The following is a 16,870-nucleotide window of genomic DNA, read 5'->3' on the forward strand; positions in this document are numbered from 1 at the left end:
CTTGCGGGGGTGTTCATGACAAGCTCAACACCCCCCTTCTCCCCGGGGAGAAGGTGCCGCGTAGCGGCGGATGAGGGGGATTGGCGAGGTCTTCGTGATTATCGGCCAGCACCGGGATTTCCCCCTCTCCCGGCGCATGCGCGCCACCCTCTCCCTCAAGGGAGGGGGTGTGGCGTCGAGCCCAACTTATCCCCACCCTGAAAACCTGTGAGAGACTCCTCCTCGACGTCCGGGAAGAGAGGCATGAGCTCAGTCCCTTGTGCCCGGAGGTTTGCGGAGCCTGTCCGCGCGAGGGGGTGACATCCCAAGCACCGGCAGGGCGTCCGGCCCGGTCTGACGGCACTAAACGCCCGACCCGAATACCGGCCGGATTGGAAACGGGGGCGAGAGCGTTCGGGAAATCTCCGCGTGCGGGAGGCAGTCGCCTGTCACACACACTTAGAAAACACGCCGGCACGGCAGTCGCCGGCCTCCCGCACACCTCTCATACCGCCAGACGGAAACGCCGTGGCGCTGAAAGCCGTGAAACACAAATGCATTTTCCCCGGACTTGTTCCGGGGCCCACCGAAGGTGCCGCATCCTCATCCTGTGAAAAGTCGAAACGCCCTGTCGGCCCCGGGACTGCGCCCGGGGGAAATGGAGAAGGATGCCCCAGGCCCCGCCTCTATTCCTCCACCGCGAAGGCGAGCAGGAGCGTGCGCTGGTTGTCGGAGAAATTGTCGTCAGAGAGGATGAGAAGGAGGGTTTCGCCTTCGCGTTCGATGACGGCAATGCCTTCGAAATTGTCGACAATCATGGGCGGGTCCAGCGCGCCGATCGTCTCGGCCTGGAGAGGCCAGGGTGAGAGCTCGGTCGCTGCGAAACGGCGGATGCGGATCCGGTTACCGACGTCGCGGGCCCAGAAGCGTTCCAGCGCATAGACCTCGCCGTCATGCACGGCGAGACCGGTCAGGCCGAAAGTTGGTGTCGGCGTGATCCGGTTGTCGTCCCATTCCCCGGCCAGGGGCAGACGCCAGATCGTGTGATTGGGCAGGAAGGTGGACGGGTATTCCACACCGGCGATGATGCTGCGGTCCGGCAGGCGGGCCAGGCTTTCCAGCCCCTGGTTATTGCCCAGATATTGTGCGGCGTCCGGGGTGGAGAAGGGGCGGGGAAGGGCGGTTTCCGTACCGCTCCAATCCTCGCCGATCGGGTAGGCCCAGATCCGGTGCTCGCGTTCGAAGGAGACCAGATAGTCCGGCCCATAGCCGCGGGTCAGGCCCTCGCTGTCGGCCATGCGGCCTTCCAGCGGTTCACCGTCCGGATCGAGCATCGCGTCGATCCGGATATTGCGGACATTGGCGAGTTCATTGGTCTCGGTCCAGACGATCTCTGCCTTCACCCACCAGGCGCTGTCGGAAATGGCCAGCATCCGGGACCCGTCGTCCGACAGCTCTAGTGCAGAAAGTCCGCCAAAGCCCTCATGATCCATCTCGATGGACACGCCGCCGCGATAGACCAGCTGGCCGGCGCGGGTGACTGACGGATCGGGCGACAGCGCGACCGGCGTGACGGTCTGGGCAAGGGCCATGGCTGGAAGGGTGAGGCAGGCCAGGCACGCCATGATCAGGGAAGTGTGGTGCATGCCCTGTTCCTTTGTGTGATCAGCGGCCGCCGGACAGGCTGGCCCAGTCGGCGCGTTTGAGGCCGGCCATCGGCCCGCCTTGCACGGAGCCGAAGCCGCCGCCCTTGCCGCCATCCTCGTCGAACAGGGCGGCGAGCTGGTCGGTGATCGCCCCGCCCAACTGGTCGACATCATTGATGGTGACGGCGCGCTTGTACCAGCGGGTCACGTCATGGCCGATGCCGATGGCGAGGAGTTCAACCTCGGACCGGTTCTCGATCTGGGCGATGGTCTCGCGCAGATGGCGTTCCAGATAACCGGCGGAATTGGCGGACTGGGTGCCGTCATCCACCGGCGCGCCATCGGAAATGACCATCAGGATGCGGCGCTGTTCAGGCCGCGCGCCGAGGCGTTTCCAGGCCCATTGCAGGGCCTCGCCGTCGATGTTTTCCTTGAGCAGGCCCTCGCGCATCATCAGGCCGAGATTGACCCGGGCGCGGCGCCAGGGTGTGTCCGCCGATTTGTAGATGATGTGGCGAAGGTCATTGAGCCGGCCCGGCTGGGGCGGTTTGCCCATGGCCAGCCACTTCTCTTTCGACCGTCCGCCTTTCCAGGCCTTGGTGGTGAAGCCGAGAATTTCGGTCTTCACGCCGCAGCGTTCCAGCGTACGGGCCAGGATATCGGCGCAGGCGGCCGCAACCATGATGGGACGGCCGCGCATCGAGCCGGAATTGTCCAGCAGGAGGGTGACGATCGTATCGCGGAATTCGGTGTCGCTTTCCTGCTTGTAGGAGAGCGGCAGGGTCGGGTCGGCGATGACGCGGGCCAGACGGGACCCGTCCAGCACGCCTTCTTCCAGATCGAATTTCCAGGCGCGTTCCTGCTGCGCCATCAGGCGGCGTTGCAGACGGTTGGCCAGACGGCCGACCACCTGGTCCATGCCCTTGAGTGTGTTGTCGAGATATCTGCGCAAGCGCTCCAGCTCTTCCGCATCACACAGGTCAGGGGCCTGGATGACCTCGTCATACTCGCGTGTGAAGACCTTGTAGGCCTTGGCATTTGTGTCGGCGGAGGGCTGCCAGTTCGGGCGCATCGCCGTTTGGGCGGCGCCTTCATCATCCATGGCATCAACCCGGGTATCGGCATCCTCGCCGTCCGCATTGATCTCGTCCTCGTCACCCGCCTCACCGGACGCGTCCGGTGTGTCAGGCTGTTCGGACTGGTCGCCGGGATTTTCCTCGTCCTGGTCGCCGGTGCGCTGTTCGCGGTCGACGCCCTCATCCTCATCATCGGGATTGTCGCTGTCTTCCGGGTCGCCGCCCAGTTCATCAGCCAGATCAAGATCCTGAATCACGGTCCGCAGAAGCTCGGCAAAGGCCTCCTGATCGTTCGCATTCTTGGCGAGGGCGTCCAGCGAATCGCCGGCCATGTCCTCGATCTGCTCACGCCAGAGCGTCATCAGCCCGGTGGCTTCCGGAGGCGTTTCGCGGCCGGTCACGCGTTCGCGGACCAGCATGGCGATGGCCTCTTCCATGGGGGCGGCCTGGCGTTCCGTAACGGCCTGCCAGCCCTTCTGGCGGCAGCGGGCGATCAGGGCCGCGTCGAGATTGTCGCCCATGCCCTTCATGTCGCGCGCGCCGATCCCCTCAACGCGGGCCTGTTCGGCCGCATTGAAGATCGCGCGGGCGGTGGCACCGGAGGGCAGGCCCTTCACATGGGCCGCTTCATCATGATGGGCGAGGCGCAGGGCGAGGGCATCAGCCCGGCCGCGAACCGTCGCCGCCGCTTCGGGCGAAGGTCTGGTGCCCGGATTGGGCAGAACAATGCGCCCGCCGGACAGACCGGCAATCTCGCCGCCGAAGCGGATATCCAATTCCTTGTCGCCTGCCACGGCACGCGTGGTGATGGTCAGGGCGCGCTTGAACGCATCGGGATCGGAAGGCGGCTGGCTCATGGCCAACAAACTAATCGATCCGCCTGAAATTGCGAGTGTTGAGCCTGCCGGTCAGACCATCGGTCGCAGCTGCCGGCACCCGCAAGCTTATTCGGGTGCCAAGACGCCCTGGCTGACAAGCCAATCCCTGCAAATGCGCGCCAGGTCGTAGCGTTCACCCGTGCTGGTATTGGTGAAGTTGTGATCGCCAAACGGCAGGATGTGCAAGTGATGTCGAGTTTCGCCGGCCGCAATGCGCTCACCGATCGCATCGATCGATGGCATGACGGGGATCACCCAGTCCGAAAGGCCAAAGATCCAGAAAATGGGTGTATCCGACGCGGACAATGCCATGGACGGATCAAAGCCATCGGGGCCGTCATACGCATAGGCCGCTGCGTCGCCTGCGAGAATGTCCCGACGCGTCGGAACCTGCCGGTTCCCGACGGAGGCAACCAGGGCTGTTCCCTGCGCTTGTTCCACGCCCGCGCTGACCGGAACGCCTTCGCCGGTGATGATGAAGTGGATCTGAATGTCGAAATCTTCCTGCAGCATGGTGTCTGCAAGCGGCATGATCCATCCGGCCTGGCTGCCACCCAGCAGGCCGAGCCGCGTGTTATCAATCCCGTCCTGCTCAACCAGCCAGTCCATCGCAAAAGCGACATCACGCGCCAATTCGTGAAACGCGGCATCACTGGTTTCTACGGAAAAGGGGACATACTCCCCCGATGACAGGCCGGTCCCCCGTTTGTCGAAGGACAGGACGGCGAACCCCATGCTCAAGGCAAGATTGGTATAATAGCCGACACCGTCACGTGTAGAGGGCGCCGAGCCGTGGGCGGTGACGATGGCTGGCAGGTCTCCGGTCGCTCCGGCAGGTCGGTACAGGGTCGCCCCGAGACGGACATCATCGGCCTCGATCCACACCTCCTCCTGGCTGGATTCGCTGAGCGGGCTGGCCAGTGCAGGCGTGCCGGCCAGGGTCAGGCAAGCGACAAGGCTGACAATGTATCGTGCGGAAATCATACGGTTTCTCCGAGCATGCTTTCCGTCACTAATAGCGGGCGGGCTCGAAGTCGTAAGAGGACTCACGGTGAAGTGACAAATCTTTCCGAACGTGAAGGTTCCCGCGGACTCCTATTTCATGAGCCGTGCAGAAAGGTTTCGATAACCCTGTTGCCGATAGGGTGCAGGCTCGAGCCCGAATAAGAAATGGGCCAAGTGTGTATGTGGTGGTGGTGAGTTACGGGTGACGTATTCCGTACATTCCATGTCCGCCGTGAACTCCGCGCTCCAGCACATGACCATGCTGGAGAAGCAACGGGTCGATATCCAGGCCCGGATTGTGACGGGGCTCGAGGTGAGCACAGCCAGCGACAATGGCGCGATCTGGGCCTTGGCGCAGGGCATGCGTGCGTCCAATGCCGGGCGCGAGGAAGCTCTCACCTCCATCGACCTTGTGACCGGTGTGGTCTCCACGGCCCTGGCCGCCGCCGAGGGCATTTCCGATCTCATGGTCGAGATGAAGGAAAAAATGGTCGCGGCGACCGACACCACGCTGGACGAGACCGGCTGGCGCACGCTGATGAATGATTTCGTGACGCTGGGAAACCAGGCCCAGCGCTTGGTCGAGAATGCCAGTTTCAACGATCTCAATCTGCTGGAAGCCGGAGCCAGCGACATCTCCGCCATCGTGTCCGGCGATCCCAGCGCGCAGATGACGATTGCGGCCGAGGATTTGTCGGACGGGGGCGGGATTTTCGACAGCCAGCTGGGTTTCACCCTGCCGGCGACAGATGCGTCCGGTCTGGCGAACCGGCCCGACACCACCATGGTTCAGGCTTTCGAGGATTCCATGAGCGCCGTGAACAGCGCGGTCTCGCGTCTCGGTGTGTCGCTGAAATCGCTGGAGATCCAGCGCACCCTGCTGATCAAGCAGATCGACGAGACGACGGCCGGTATCGGCAATCTGATCGACGCGGATCTGGGCCGTGAAGGGGCGCGCCTGGAAGCCATGATGGTCCGCGAGGAACTGGGCATGCAGGCCCTGCAGATCGCCAATCAGCGTCCGCGCACCATTCTGCAATTCTTCTCGTAGACCTGGGGCTCGCTAGAGCTTGTAGTGCTTGTTCAGCAAGGCGATGAGTTCATTCATCTTGGCTTGCTGTTCCGCCGGGTCGCCGGAATGGATGGCCGAGGCCACGCAACGTTCCGAATGATCCTTGAGGATTTCCCCCTCCACGGCGGACAAGGCAGACTTGATGGCTGACAGCTGGGTCAGCACATCGATGCAATAACGCTCGCCCTCGATCATGCGGACCACACCGCGCACCTGACCCTCGATCCGCTTGAGGCGGTTGAGGCTCTTCTCGCGCCGTTCCGACAGGTTCACGCTATCGTGTGTCATCTCATGCCTTGTATACCCTATGGGGGTATGTTAGCGGCTAGGGCCATGATTGCAATCCGCCGTCTCTCCTGCCTTGCATTGCCGCTGGTCCTGGTGGCGTGTGCCAGTGTCGATCCGCTGGCCGAACGGGCGTCCCTGGATGCCGATATCAGCGCGCGGCACGCCATGCCGGCGTCTCCGGCCGTACTGCCGGCGCCGGGTGAGGTTCTCGATCGCGAAACCGCCGTGGCCTATGCCCTGGCGAATAATCGGGGCCTGGCAGCCGACCTGGCAGAGGCCGGTCTGGCCCGGGCCGACTGGGTACAGGCCTCCCGTCCGGAAAACCCGGTACTGGGTGTGGTGTGGCAGCCGCATTCCGATGAACCGGACTTCTATGATGTTGACCTGATGGCCTCCGTGCTCGGCATTGTGGCGACGCCCTGGCGGGCACGGGCGGCACGTGTCCGCTATGATGCGGCCCGAGACCGGGCCGTTCTGCAAGCCATCGACTTTGCGGCCGATGTGCGTCTGGCCTGGGTGGACGCAGTGGCCGCGCGTCAGTTGGCAGAGCTGCAGGCGGTCATTGCCGAGGCGGCGGAGGCCAGCCGGCTGGTTGCCGAGGAAATCCACGAGGCGGGCAATTCCGCGCGTCTCGATCTGGTGCGTGAAACCATTTTCGCGGAACGGGCCGCCATGGCCGCACGGACGGCGCAGCTCGAGGCCGAGCAGGCCCGGCTCAGCCTTCTGGGTGTGATGGGGCTGCCGCCCGAAACAGAGCTGGAATTGCCGGATCGCTTGCCGGAACCGGACACCCGTGTTTCCGCACCGGACCTGGCGCAGGCCCGGGAATTGAGCCTGCCCTTGGCCGCTATGCGGGCCGAAGTCGATGCCGCCGCGCGTGAGGCCGGGTTGGAAGATGCGGCCAGCCTGCTGGAACATGCCGAGCTGGGCTATGTGGCTGAGCGTGAAGACGGTGACTGGATTGAGGGGGCGAGTGTGGAAACCGCGCTTCCCCTGTTCGATTGGGGTGGTGCGCGCCGCGCGGCGGCCCGTATCCGCGCCCAGCAGGCCGCTGACCGGCATGCCCAGATGGTTATCGATATCCAGACCAGTATTCGCCAGGCCGAACTGGCCCGCGATGGTGCGCTGACGGAGCTGGAAACCTTGCAGTCACGCGTCCTGCCGAATACCGAAGCCATGCTGAGTGAGAGTCTGCGTCATTATAATGCGATGCAGATCGGTGTTTTCGAATTGATGGCGGCGTTTGAAATGCGCACCCAGGCCGGGCAGGACCTGGTGAATGCGCTGGCGCAGGCCAGCCGGGCCGGGATCCGTCTTGAACAAATCCGGGCTGGTGGATCACCGGCCGTTATGGAGATGGGAATGGCCGCGCCATCCATGGCGCCCGGCGAGGAGGGCGGTCACTGATGACAGTTTCCCGACGCGATGCACTTCTGGCGGGCGGGCTGGGACTGGCCGGTGCGGGCGCGCTGACCGGTGCCGCCCAGGCGCGGACGCCGGCGCACTCCACCAGTGTCAGCCAGCATGACGGATTGGCCCCGGGCCGTCCGAATGTCGACTACACCCCGGTTGTGACACCTGACGGGGCGACCCTGCCCTGGCGTGTTGTGGACGGGGTGAAAGTCTTCCACCTCGTCTCCGAAGAGGTGGAGCATGAATTTGCACCGGGCCTGCAGGCCCGGACTTGGGGCTATAATGGCCGCACGCATGGTCCGACCATCGAAGCGGTCGAAGGCGACCGGGTGCGCGTCTATGTCACCAATCGTCTGCCGGCGCCCACGACCGTGCACTGGCATGGCGTGATCCTGCCCTCCGGCATGGATGGCGTGGGCGGTCTGTCCCAGCGCTCGATCCATCCGGGTGAAACCTTCGTCTATGAGTGGACTTTCCGGCAGCACGGAACCTTCATGTACCACTCCCATCATGACGAGATGACCCAGATGGCGCTGGGCCTGATGGGCATGATCGTGGTGCATCCGCGCCGCCCGGCCGGCCCGCGTCCGGACCGGGATTATGCGATCATGCTGTCGGAATGGTCGCTGCAGCCCGGCGCGTCGCGGCCGGACCCCAATGCGATGGCCGATTTCAACATCCTGACCATGAATGCGCGCTGTTATCCGGGCACATCACCGCTGGTGGCTCAGCGGGGAGAGCGCGTGCGGATCCGCTTCGGCAATCTGTCCGCCATGGACCACCACCCGATCCATCTGCATGGCTATGCCTTTAGGATCACCGAGACCGATGGCGGATTGATCCCGGAGAGTGCGCAGCATCCCGATACGACCGTTCTCGTGCCGACCGGATCTACCCGGACGGTGGAATTCGTCGCCGACAATCCGGGTGATTGGGCCATGCATTGCCACATGACCCACCATGTCATGAACCAGATGGGCCATGACCTGCCCAACATGACCGGTGTGAATGCCCGCCGGATCGACCGGGCCGTCGGTGCCCTGCTGCCGACCTATATGACGATGGGCCAGGACGGGATGGGCGAAATGGGGGCCCATCTGGAAATGGGCCATATGCCGATCCCTGAAAATTCCCTGCCCATGGTGGGTGCACGCGGACCGCGTGACTACATCACGATGGGCGGCATGTTCACCATTCTCAAAGTGCGAGACCGTCTGACCGGGACGGAAGATCCCGGCTGGTACGACAATCCGGAAGGCGAAGCCCGCGCGGCGACCGCAGCGGAATTGTCGCGTGACGGGATCGACCCGCAAGCCTGACACGGAGTTCCGACATGATCGATATCCTGCTCGCCCTGACGCTGGTCGCGTCTGTCCAGGACATGCATCATGGCCATCACGGCATGCCCGCCGGGAGCGAAATGGAGATGGCCCAGTCCACCACGTTCGGCGATGTCCGCACGGTGGATACGGATGCGCGGACCGCCTTCCTGCGCCATGGTCCCATGCCGGAGCTGGGCATGACGGGCATGGTCATGCCCTTTGCCATTGCCGAGGATGTGGACATCACCCTGTTCCAGCCGGGCGCGTCCCTGACCATCACCGTGACCCGGCATGGCGAGGATCTGGTGATCCTCGCAGCCGAGCCGGAAGCGGAATAGGCTAGTCCGCCGGGAAGTGCGGTCTGGTCCGGTTGGCGAGTGCCACCAGGGACAGCATGACCGGGACTTCCACCAGCACGCCGACCACCGTGGCCAGGGCGGCACCGGAATTCAGACCGAACAGGCTGATTGCAACGGCGACGGCCAGTTCGAAGAAGTTTGACGTGCCGATCAGGGCGCACGGTGCGGCCACTTTGTGCGGCACGCGCCAGGCCCAGGCTGCGCCATAGGCGATGGCGAAAATCCCGTAGGACTGGATAAGGATCGGAACCGCGATCAGGGCAATGATCAGCGGCCGGTCCAGGATGACCTGTCCCTGGAAGCCGAACAGCAGAACCACCGTGCCCAGCAGGCCCAGGATGGAGAAGGGTTTCAGCCGGTCGGTGAACCGGGCGATCGCGGTCTCGTCCTGCTTGTCCCCCATCAGTATGCGCCGGGTGATAATGCCGGCAATCAGCGGGATCGCGACATAGAGCAGGACGGAGAGGATCAGGGTGGACCAGGGGATGGCAATTTCGGTGACACCCAGGAGCAGTGCCACGATCGGCGCGAAGGCGAACACCATGATGGCATCATTCACCGAGACCTGGGCGAGCGTGTAGGTGGCATCACCCTTTGTGAGCTGGGACCAGACGAAGACCATCGCCGTACAGGGCGCGGCACCCAGCAGGATCAGTCCGGCGATATAGCCCTCGGCATCGGCGGGCGGGATCAGGCCGGAAAAGACATGCTTGAAAAAGAGCACGCCCAGCAGGGCCATGGAGAAGGGTTTCACCAGCCAGTTCACGGAGAGGGTGATGATGAGGCCTTTGGGCCGGTCGCCCACGCGTTTCAGGCTGGCGAAATCGACCGAGATCATCATCGGCCAGACCATTGCCCAGATCAGGATGGCGACGGCGAAGTTCACATTGGCGTATTCCAGTCCAGCCAGCAGCTGGAAGACGCCGGGCAGGACCTGGCCAAGTCCGATCCCGACCAGAATGCACAGCCCGACCCAGACAGACAGGTAACGCTCGAAAACGGACATGCGATCAGATCCTATCCACCACAGCAGGTGTGTTGCGGGCGCTCAGCCACGGCATTGCTTGGTGCGGCCAGGTCCTGACCATAGACCGTGCTGTCGCCGAATGTGCGGAAGACTTCCCACTGCACGCCGGCCGGATCAGCGATCCAGCTTTTCTCGGACCGGGCATAGCAGCACGTGGTTTCGCCTTCCTCGAAAATCTCGCCACCGGCCTTGTCCAGCCGGGCATAGACGTCCGCCAGTTCGGCCTCGTCATCGACCTGGATGCCCAGATGTTCAATGCCGGAGGCCTGGGTCCGCGTGCTGATGGCGAAATTGACGCGGGGGTCGTCCAGCATCCATTTCGCGTAATCATCCTTGAGAACGCTGGGTTCAGCCGAGAACAGGGCAGAGTAGAAATCGACGGCCTTCTCCAGGGCGTCGACCGAGATGTGGACGTGCAGGCGTTTCATGGCGTTCGGTCTTTCTTTTCATTATTTCAATAATCGTTGAAATAATGAAGGACGCGTTGGCCGTCAAGCGGTCGGCGCGAAAATTTCAGGTCGTGGGTTCGCAGCAATCGCCCCGCGACACGGCGGCGATGATCGGCTGGCAAACATCCTGATGGCCCTGGCAGCAATCCTCCATCAGATAGACCAGGAGGTCCGCCATGGATTCAAACTCGGCGCTGTAGATGAGCGAACGGCCTTCGCGGCGGTTCTTCACCAGGCCGGCCGACGACAGCAGGTTCAGCTGGGCTGAGAGCGTGTTGGGCGCGATGGAGAGGGTGCGGGAAATCTCGCCGGCGGGAATGCCATCGGGCCCGGCCTTCACCAGAAGCCGGAAGACTTCGAGCCGGTTGGACTGGGCCAGGGCGGCGAGGCGGCGGACGGCCAGATCGGATTCCATACTTCACCGATAGTTGAATTAACTGAAGGGAGCAAGCGCCGAGCGGCCCGGCTCCGGTGTCTCGGCGTCAGGCCGCGTCGCTGGCCGCTTTCACCGGCGCTTCCGGCAGGTCCTCGCCGAACACGCGCTGGTACATTTCCGCGATGGTTGGACGTTCCAGCTCGTCGCACTTGTTCAGGAAGGTCATGCGGAAGGCCGCGCCGAGATCCTTGAAGATCTCGTAGTTCTCGGCCCAGGTCAGCACGGTCCGCGGGCTCATCACGGTGGAGATGTCGCCATTGATGAAGGCCTCACGGGTCAGGTCGGCGACCTTGACCATGTCCTTGATCATCGCCTGGCCCTCTTCGGTCTGGGCGAGCGGGCCCATCTTGGCCATGACGATGGCATTCTCGGTCTCGCGCGGCAGATAGTTCAGCGTGGACACGATCGACCAGCGGTCCATCTGGCCCTGGTTGATCTGCTGGGTGCCGTGATAAAGGCCCGTCGTATCGCCGAGACCGATCGTGTTGGTCGTCGAGAAGAGGCGGAAATAGGGATGCGGACGGATCACCTTGGTCTGGTCCAGCAGGGTCAGGGAGCCGGAGGCTTCCAGCACGCGCTGGATCACGAACATCACGTCCGGACGGCCGGCATCATATTCATCAAACAGGAGTGCGACCGGGCGCTGCAGCGCCCAGGGCAGGATGCCTTCCTGGAATTCGGTGATCTGCTTGCCATCCTTCACGACGATGGCGTCCTTGCCGACCATGTCGATCCGCGAAACATGGCTGTCCAGATTGACCCGGACCATCGGCCAGTTGAGGCGGGCGGCGACCTGCTCGACATGGGTCGACTTACCCGTGCCGTGATAGCCCTGGATCATCACCCGGCGATTGAAGGCGAAGCCCGCAAGGATGGCGCGCGTGGTGGCCGGATCGAAAACATAGGTCGGATCAATCGCCGGCGTGTGCTCGTCCGGCTGGGAGAACATTTTCACTTCGAACCCGGCATCAAACCCGAACAGGGCCTGGGTATCCGCGATCTTGTCGGGGGCTTGCAGGGGGAAGTTGTCGCTCATCGTCCGGCCTTTGCCTGGTATCAGGTCACTGGGCGGCCGTCGTTTGCTGCAGCCGCGTTAATCACGTCATCGGACGTATCGCACGCCCAGCCGGGCTTCAAGTCAATCTGTCGGGACAGTGTGCCGCATGGGGGAGGCAGGCCTCAGGCCATGCCGGCATTTTTGAGGATCTGGTAGGCGGCGATGACGCGTCCCAGCTGTTCCTCGCTGGACCGGTCGCCGCCATTGGCGTCCGGGTGGAATTGCTTGACCAATTCGGCATAGCGGCGGCGGACCTTGCCGCTGTCCGCATCGGCTTCCAGACCCATGGTTTCCAGCGCCTTGGACTGGAGACGGCCCATGGATTTTTCACGCGGGGCTTCCTTGTGGGGATCCCGCCGGTCGCCAAACAGGCCGAACGGATCGGCAAACCCGTCGGCGAAATCGCGCGCAGCCTTGGCGGCCTTGGCGCTGGCGGAATGTGTATTGCGCCAGTTCCAGGTCGGCCGGTGTCCATAGGCGGCACTTTCCCGGAAGGCTTGGGCCGAGGTTTCGCTCATCCCCTCGAAGAAATTCCAGGACTTGTTGTATTCGGAGGCATGGGACTGGCAGAACCAGTAGAAATCATTCAGCCGGTCGTTGGATTTTGGCGCGCGACTGTCGCCATGCTTGCGGCAGCCGGGCCATTCGCATACGCGTTCCTCCGGCGAAGGTTCGTCCTTCGGCGGCTTGATGCGGATGTCCTTGAACCGCGGTTTGTATTGGAATGCTTCCGACATGACCCCAATTATGGGCATGCGTCCGTAAAGCGGCAATGAAACCGATGTGGAAAGCTGAAAAATGACAAGTATGCAGGATCGTATCGAAGCCAAGCTGCGCGACAGCCTGTCTCCGCAAGCGCTCGCCGTGACCGATGACAGTCATCTCCACGCCGGTCACGCGGGCGCGCGACCGGGCGGCGAAAGCCATTTCACGGTGGAGATTGTTTCCAGCCGTTTTGCCGGTCTCAACCGGGTGGCGCGCCATCGCCTCGTCAATGACGCGCTTGCTGAAGAATTGACGGGGCCGATCCACGCCCTGGTGATCCGGGCCAAGGCGCCAGGCGAATAAGCTCAGGACTGTGTAATCTCGCCAGCCGGCCTTTCGGGCGCGAGAGATGTCTTGAGGGAGTTTGGCGTGCGCCTTTTTCTGATTTGCGGACTGGTCCTGTTGGCCGGATGTTCAACCCGGTTCGAAACGCCCAGCGAGCTGACCAGTACAGACCGTCTGGTCAGTGGCGAGCGTCGGCTGGTGCCGGTGCTGGAATTCGCGGACGGCGAAGCCCTTGCGGCAATCGATACGCTCCATGTCCCGATGGTCGAGCTATCCAACGGAGCCGAGTTCGACGCCGCCCTGAGTGAAGCCCGACTGGATTATCTGCGCGCTGTCGTGTCCCGGGAAATCTGCCAGCGCTTCGCGCGGGCGGGCTTTTCCATCCTGCCTGCGCCTGAAGGCGCCGACGCTGTGGCGCGTCTTGAGGCGAACATTACCGGCCTGCGCCGGAGCAATGTCGCGACAACCGGTCTGTCTCGGGCGATCGGCGTGGCTGTACCCGGTCCGCTCAACCCGCGCGTCCCGATCGGAATCGGTGCGCTGGGGGCCGAGGGCGAAATCCTGACACCGGAAGGCGAGCAGATCGCCGCCATCCAATGGGCCTCGCAGAACCATCTCGCCTCGGGCGGGGGTATCACGACCCTGCTGGACGGACCCGACGCGTTCAGTGATCTGGCCGATGCGACGGAACTGGCCAGTGTATTCGCCGATGCGTTCGGTGATCTGGTGGTTGAGGCCCGGGCCGATTTTGAAGCGATCGACGGCGATACGCCCCTTGGGACGTGTGACGCCTATGTCGACAGTCTGAGGACCGCGGACGCGGACTAGCTCACGACTTCAACATCATCCGGGCTGACCGAAACGCGCAGTTTGGTGATCTGGTTGCGGCGGCGCTCGACGACTTCGAAACGGGCACCGTGGAACTGGAAGACCTGACCCCGTTCCGGAATGGTCTGGGCTTCGTGGATCACCAGGCCGGCAATCGTCACGGCTTCCTCGTCCGGGAGTTCCCAGTCCAGGGCCCGGTTGAGGTCGCGGATCGGCACACCGCCATCCACCAGCCATTGCTCATTGTCTTCCGGCTGGATGCCTTCCACCGTGATGTCGTGCTCGTCTTCGATGGCGCCGACGATCTCTTCCAGAATGTCTTCCAGCGTCACCAGCCCCATCAGCGCGCCATACTCGTCGACCACCAGCGCGAAGTGTTCGCGCTTCTCGCGGAAGGCATTGAGCTGATCCAGCACTTCCGTGGTTTCTGGTACGAACCAGGGCTCGCGGCGCAGCGCGTCGATATCCACCTGGGAGGCGTCACCATCGGCCTCGTGCAGCGCTCGCGCCATGTCGCGGACATGCAGAATGCCGACAATATTCTCTGCATCATCCTTGTAGAGCGGCAGGCGCGTGTGCGGGCTGTGCAGGGCCTCGGTCACGATCTCGGCCGGCGGTTTGTCGGCATCGATCATGATGATGGATTTGCGGTGGACCATGATGTCGTCGACCGTGAGGTCGCGCAGGTCGAGCACGCCGCCGAGCATGTCGCGGTCATCTTTCACCACCCCGCCTTCCTCATGGTGCAGGGCGATGGCGCCGCGCAGCTCGTCATGGGCTGAGAGGACCGGGCCGTCCACTCGGGCACCGAACACGCGCAATGTTCCGGACACGACAAACTGAACCGCCCGCACCACCGGCGCGAAGAGTTTGACGGCCAGCATGATCGGACGCGCCACGGTCAGCGCGAACCGGTCCGGATTGGACAGGGCATAGGTCTTGGGCAGGACTTCGGCGAAGATCAGGACGGTGAAGGTCATGATCAGCGTGGCCCAGAGCACGGAATTGCCGCCAAGCAGGCGCTCGAAGAGCTGGCCGGCAATCATCGAGGCGGCGATGTTGACGAGGTTATTACCCAGCAGGATCGAGCCGAGCAGGCTTTCTCCGTCCGAGATCAGGCGGTTGACGATGCCGGCGGCGGGCACCTTGTCGCGCTCCAGCTGCAGCATGCGGGCGCGGGAGGTCGCTGTCAGCGAGGTTTCCGATCCGGAAAAGAAAGCGGACAGGCACAAAAGGCCGATAATGGTGAGGGCCGGGCCAATCAGGGTCCAGTCGAGGCTCATCAGAGCTGGGTCTCCAGAAAACGTGTCAGGTCGGTTTCGTCAGTGTCTCGGTCGATGTAGGCGTCACCGATCCCGCGTGCCAGGATCAGGGTGATCCGTCCATCCTGGTTCTTCTTGTCATCGCGCATGCGTGCGATCAAGCGGGATGCGTCCCAATCCGTCCAGGCCAGGCTGGTCGCGCCATGGGGCAGGCCGACGGTTTCCAGGTGTTTCGCCACGCGATCCGCATCCGCTTTCGGGCAGATGCCGCGATGGGCGGAATAGGCAAATGCCAGGCCCAGGCCGGCGGCAACGGCCTCGCCGTGCCGGATGGCATTCTTGGGCGCTTCCGCCTCGAAGGCATGGCCGAATGTATGGCCCAGATTGAGCAGGGCCCGGACACCGGCCTCGCGCTCATCCTCGGCGACAATGCGCGCCTTGAACGCCACTGCGGCGGCCACGGCTCGGCTCAACGCCTCACCTTCCATGACATCGGCGCCGTCCGCTTCCAACGCATCGAACAGGGGGGCATCACCGATCAGGGCGGCCTTGACGATCTCGGCGTAGCCGGCGAGCTGCTCGCGGCGCGGCAGGGTGGTCAGCAGGTCCATGTCGGCAATCACCAGTTTTGGCTGGTGGAAGGTTCCGGCGAAATTCTTGCCGTGATCCGTATTGATCCCGGTTTTGCCGCCGACTGAACTGTCGACCTGGGCAAGCAGGGTGGTCGGGATCTGGATGAAGCCGACACCGCGCTTGGTAATCGAGGCGGCAAACCCGGTGAGGTCGCCCACCACGCCACCGCCGAGAGCGATAACGCACTCCGACCGCTCAATATTGAGATCAAGCAGAGCATCCACGACATGGCGCAGGCCATCCCAGCTTTTTGCGGTCTCGCCGGGCTCGACAATGACCGGGTGCGGCACCAGGCCGGCGCCGGCCAGCTTTTCCGAAACCGTGCCGAGATGGTGATCGGCAACATGCTTGTCGGTGACAATGATGGCACGGCGGCGCGGGAAAAGAGCCGGCAGGCGGTTGAGCGCTGAATCCAGCGCGCCGGCACCGACGAGCACGTCATAGCTGCGATCGCCCAGTCCGACGGGGACGGTCAGGATGTCACTCACGCTTCGGCCTCCCGGGCCATAAGGGCCTGAAGAATGGTGTCGAGCGTCGTCTGGTGCGAGCCGGCCGAGGCGTCGACATGGATATTGGCCTCTGCATACGCGGGCGTACGGCTTTCGAGCAAGCGTTCCAGCACGCCGCGCGGGTCGGGATCGTGCAGCAGGGGACGCGTATCCTTGCGGGTGACGCGTTTCATCAGCGTATCGACATCGGCCTTCAGCCAAACGGACACTGCCTTGTCGAGGACGCGGGCCCGGGTGTCCGGGTCGACGAAGGCCCCGCCGCCCAGGGCCAGCACCATGGGTTTTTCGTCCAGCAGGCGCGCGATCACCTTGCGCTCGCCATCGCGAAAGGCGGCCTCTCCGAAATCCTTGAAGATTTCGGCCACGGTCCGTCCGGCCGCCCGTTCGACCTCTTCATCAGCGTCCCGGAAATCCAGGTTCAGTGCCTTGGCCAGGCGCCGTCCCACCGTCGTCTTCCCCACGCCCATCAGGCCGATCAGCACGATGCTGCGGTCTGGTGTGATCACTTGCGTCATGCCTAGCGGTATAAACGGTCTGGAAATCGCCGCAATCACGGTTAGGCTCATCATATTCGCCCGGTG

General features: G+C 63.4%; 18 protein-coding genes. 6 read left to right on the forward strand and 12 right to left on the reverse strand.

Annotated features, from left to right (window positions below; genetic code table 11):
* Window positions 1-665: 665 nt before the first annotated feature.
* The 3 genes from I0K07_RS05060 to I0K07_RS05070 all read right to left on the reverse strand — a co-directional run bounded on the left by I0K07_RS05060 (window position 666) and on the right by I0K07_RS05070 (window position 4,563).
* Entirely contained in the window at window positions 666-1,625 is a 960-nt protein-coding gene (locus tag I0K07_RS05060) for an esterase-like activity of phytase family protein (RefSeq protein WP_203291734.1), read from the reverse strand.
* A 19-nt stretch (window positions 1,626-1,644) separates the two neighbouring features.
* Window positions 1,645-3,558 (reverse strand): cobaltochelatase subunit CobT, encoded by a 1,914-nt coding sequence (gene cobT / locus I0K07_RS05065; protein WP_203291735.1) that lies wholly within the window; start codon window positions 3,556-3,558, stop codon window positions 1,645-1,647.
* Window positions 3,559-3,645: 87 nt separating this feature from the next.
* A complete protein-coding gene (locus tag I0K07_RS05070) occupies window positions 3,646-4,563 on the reverse strand; it encodes an alpha/beta hydrolase family protein (RefSeq protein WP_203291736.1) in 918 nt (305 codons plus the stop codon).
* A 223-nt stretch (window positions 4,564-4,786) separates the two neighbouring features.
* Between I0K07_RS05070 and I0K07_RS05075 the strand changes: the two genes are divergently transcribed.
* The gene (locus I0K07_RS05075; RefSeq protein ID WP_203291737.1) at window positions 4,787-5,635 is read left to right on the forward strand and encodes a flagellin N-terminal helical domain-containing protein; all 849 of its coding nucleotides are present in this window, start codon (window positions 4,787-4,789) and stop codon (window positions 5,633-5,635) included.
* 12 nt (window positions 5,636-5,647) lie between these two features.
* Here the strand turns inward: I0K07_RS05075 and I0K07_RS05080 are convergent, their stop codons facing one another.
* Entirely contained in the window at window positions 5,648-5,944 is a 297-nt protein-coding gene (locus tag I0K07_RS05080; protein ID WP_203291738.1) for a metal-sensitive transcriptional regulator, read from the reverse strand.
* A 45-nt stretch (window positions 5,945-5,989) separates the two neighbouring features.
* Here I0K07_RS05080 and I0K07_RS05085 point away from each other — a divergent pair, with 45 nt between their 5' ends.
* The 3 genes from I0K07_RS05085 to I0K07_RS05095 are packed head-to-tail and all read left to right on the forward strand — an operon-like array spanning window position 5,990 to window position 9,017.
* Window positions 5,990-7,351: a TolC family protein gene (locus tag I0K07_RS05085; protein WP_203291739.1), complete on the forward strand. Its 1,362-nt coding sequence runs from the start codon at window positions 5,990-5,992 to the stop codon at window positions 7,349-7,351.
* Window positions 7,351-8,676, forward strand: a complete 1,326-nt coding sequence (locus tag I0K07_RS05090) for a multicopper oxidase family protein (protein WP_203291740.1) — start codon at window positions 7,351-7,353, stop codon at window positions 8,674-8,676. The genes I0K07_RS05085 and I0K07_RS05090 overlap by 1 nt, the downstream gene beginning before the upstream one ends.
* Before the next feature lie 14 nt (window positions 8,677-8,690).
* The gene (locus tag I0K07_RS05095) at window positions 8,691-9,017 is read left to right on the forward strand and encodes a copper-binding protein (protein ID WP_203291741.1); all 327 of its coding nucleotides are present in this window, start codon (window positions 8,691-8,693) and stop codon (window positions 9,015-9,017) included.
* Window position 9,018: 1 nt separating this feature from the next.
* Here the strand turns inward: I0K07_RS05095 and arsB are convergent, their stop codons facing one another.
* The 5 genes from arsB to I0K07_RS05120 all read right to left on the reverse strand — a co-directional run bounded on the left by arsB (window position 9,019) and on the right by I0K07_RS05120 (window position 12,744).
* The gene (gene arsB / locus I0K07_RS05100; RefSeq protein ID WP_203291742.1) at window positions 9,019-10,044 is read right to left on the reverse strand and encodes an ACR3 family arsenite efflux transporter; all 1,026 of its coding nucleotides are present in this window, start codon (window positions 10,042-10,044) and stop codon (window positions 9,019-9,021) included.
* Window positions 10,045-10,055: 11 nt separating this feature from the next.
* The gene (locus tag I0K07_RS05105) at window positions 10,056-10,493 is read right to left on the reverse strand and encodes an ArsI/CadI family heavy metal resistance metalloenzyme (protein WP_203291743.1); all 438 of its coding nucleotides are present in this window, start codon (window positions 10,491-10,493) and stop codon (window positions 10,056-10,058) included.
* Between the two features lie 85 nt (window positions 10,494-10,578).
* The gene (locus I0K07_RS05110) at window positions 10,579-10,929 is read right to left on the reverse strand and encodes an ArsR/SmtB family transcription factor (RefSeq protein ID WP_203291744.1); all 351 of its coding nucleotides are present in this window, start codon (window positions 10,927-10,929) and stop codon (window positions 10,579-10,581) included.
* Window positions 10,930-10,996: 67 nt separating this feature from the next.
* Window positions 10,997-11,986: a cobaltochelatase subunit CobS gene (gene cobS / locus I0K07_RS05115; RefSeq protein WP_203291745.1), complete on the reverse strand. Its 990-nt coding sequence runs from the start codon at window positions 11,984-11,986 to the stop codon at window positions 10,997-10,999.
* A gap of 143 nt (window positions 11,987-12,129) precedes the next feature.
* Window positions 12,130-12,744 carry a J domain-containing protein gene (locus I0K07_RS05120; protein WP_203291746.1) on the reverse strand — a complete coding sequence of 205 codons (615 nt, stop codon included), beginning with the start codon at window positions 12,742-12,744 and terminating at the stop codon, window positions 12,130-12,132.
* A 61-nt stretch (window positions 12,745-12,805) separates the two neighbouring features.
* Here I0K07_RS05120 and I0K07_RS05125 point away from each other — a divergent pair, with 61 nt between their 5' ends.
* Together I0K07_RS05125 and I0K07_RS05130 are read left to right on the forward strand one after the other, a co-directional pair.
* Complete coding sequence (locus tag I0K07_RS05125; protein WP_203291747.1) at window positions 12,806-13,075, forward strand: BolA family protein; 270 nt, start codon at window positions 12,806-12,808, stop codon at window positions 13,073-13,075.
* A gap of 66 nt (window positions 13,076-13,141) precedes the next feature.
* A complete protein-coding gene (locus I0K07_RS05130; RefSeq protein ID WP_203291748.1) occupies window positions 13,142-13,885 on the forward strand; it encodes a DUF3313 domain-containing protein in 744 nt (247 codons plus the stop codon).
* Here I0K07_RS05130 and I0K07_RS05135 read toward each other — a convergent pair.
* Genes I0K07_RS05135 through I0K07_RS05145 form a run of 3 tightly spaced genes read right to left on the reverse strand, consistent with a single transcriptional unit; the run spans window position 13,882 to window position 16,795 of the window.
* Window positions 13,882-15,168 (reverse strand): HlyC/CorC family transporter, encoded by a 1,287-nt coding sequence (locus I0K07_RS05135; RefSeq protein WP_203291749.1) that lies wholly within the window; start codon window positions 15,166-15,168, stop codon window positions 13,882-13,884. The two genes, I0K07_RS05130 and I0K07_RS05135, sit on opposite strands and share 4 nt — an antisense overlap.
* On the reverse strand, window positions 15,168-16,268 hold the full coding sequence (gene aroB / locus I0K07_RS05140) for a 3-dehydroquinate synthase (RefSeq protein WP_203291750.1): 1,101 nt from the start codon (window positions 16,266-16,268) through the stop codon (window positions 15,168-15,170). Before aroB ends, I0K07_RS05135 begins: the two co-directional genes overlap by 1 nt.
* On the reverse strand, window positions 16,265-16,795 hold the full coding sequence (locus I0K07_RS05145; RefSeq protein WP_420828477.1) for a shikimate kinase: 531 nt from the start codon (window positions 16,793-16,795) through the stop codon (window positions 16,265-16,267). The genes aroB and I0K07_RS05145 overlap by 4 nt, the downstream gene beginning before the upstream one ends.
* Window positions 16,796-16,870 lie beyond the last annotated feature (75 nt).

Source organism: Maricaulis parjimensis (assembly GCF_016817355.1).
Classification (GTDB): Bacteria; Pseudomonadota; Alphaproteobacteria; order Caulobacterales; family Maricaulaceae; genus Maricaulis; species Maricaulis parjimensis.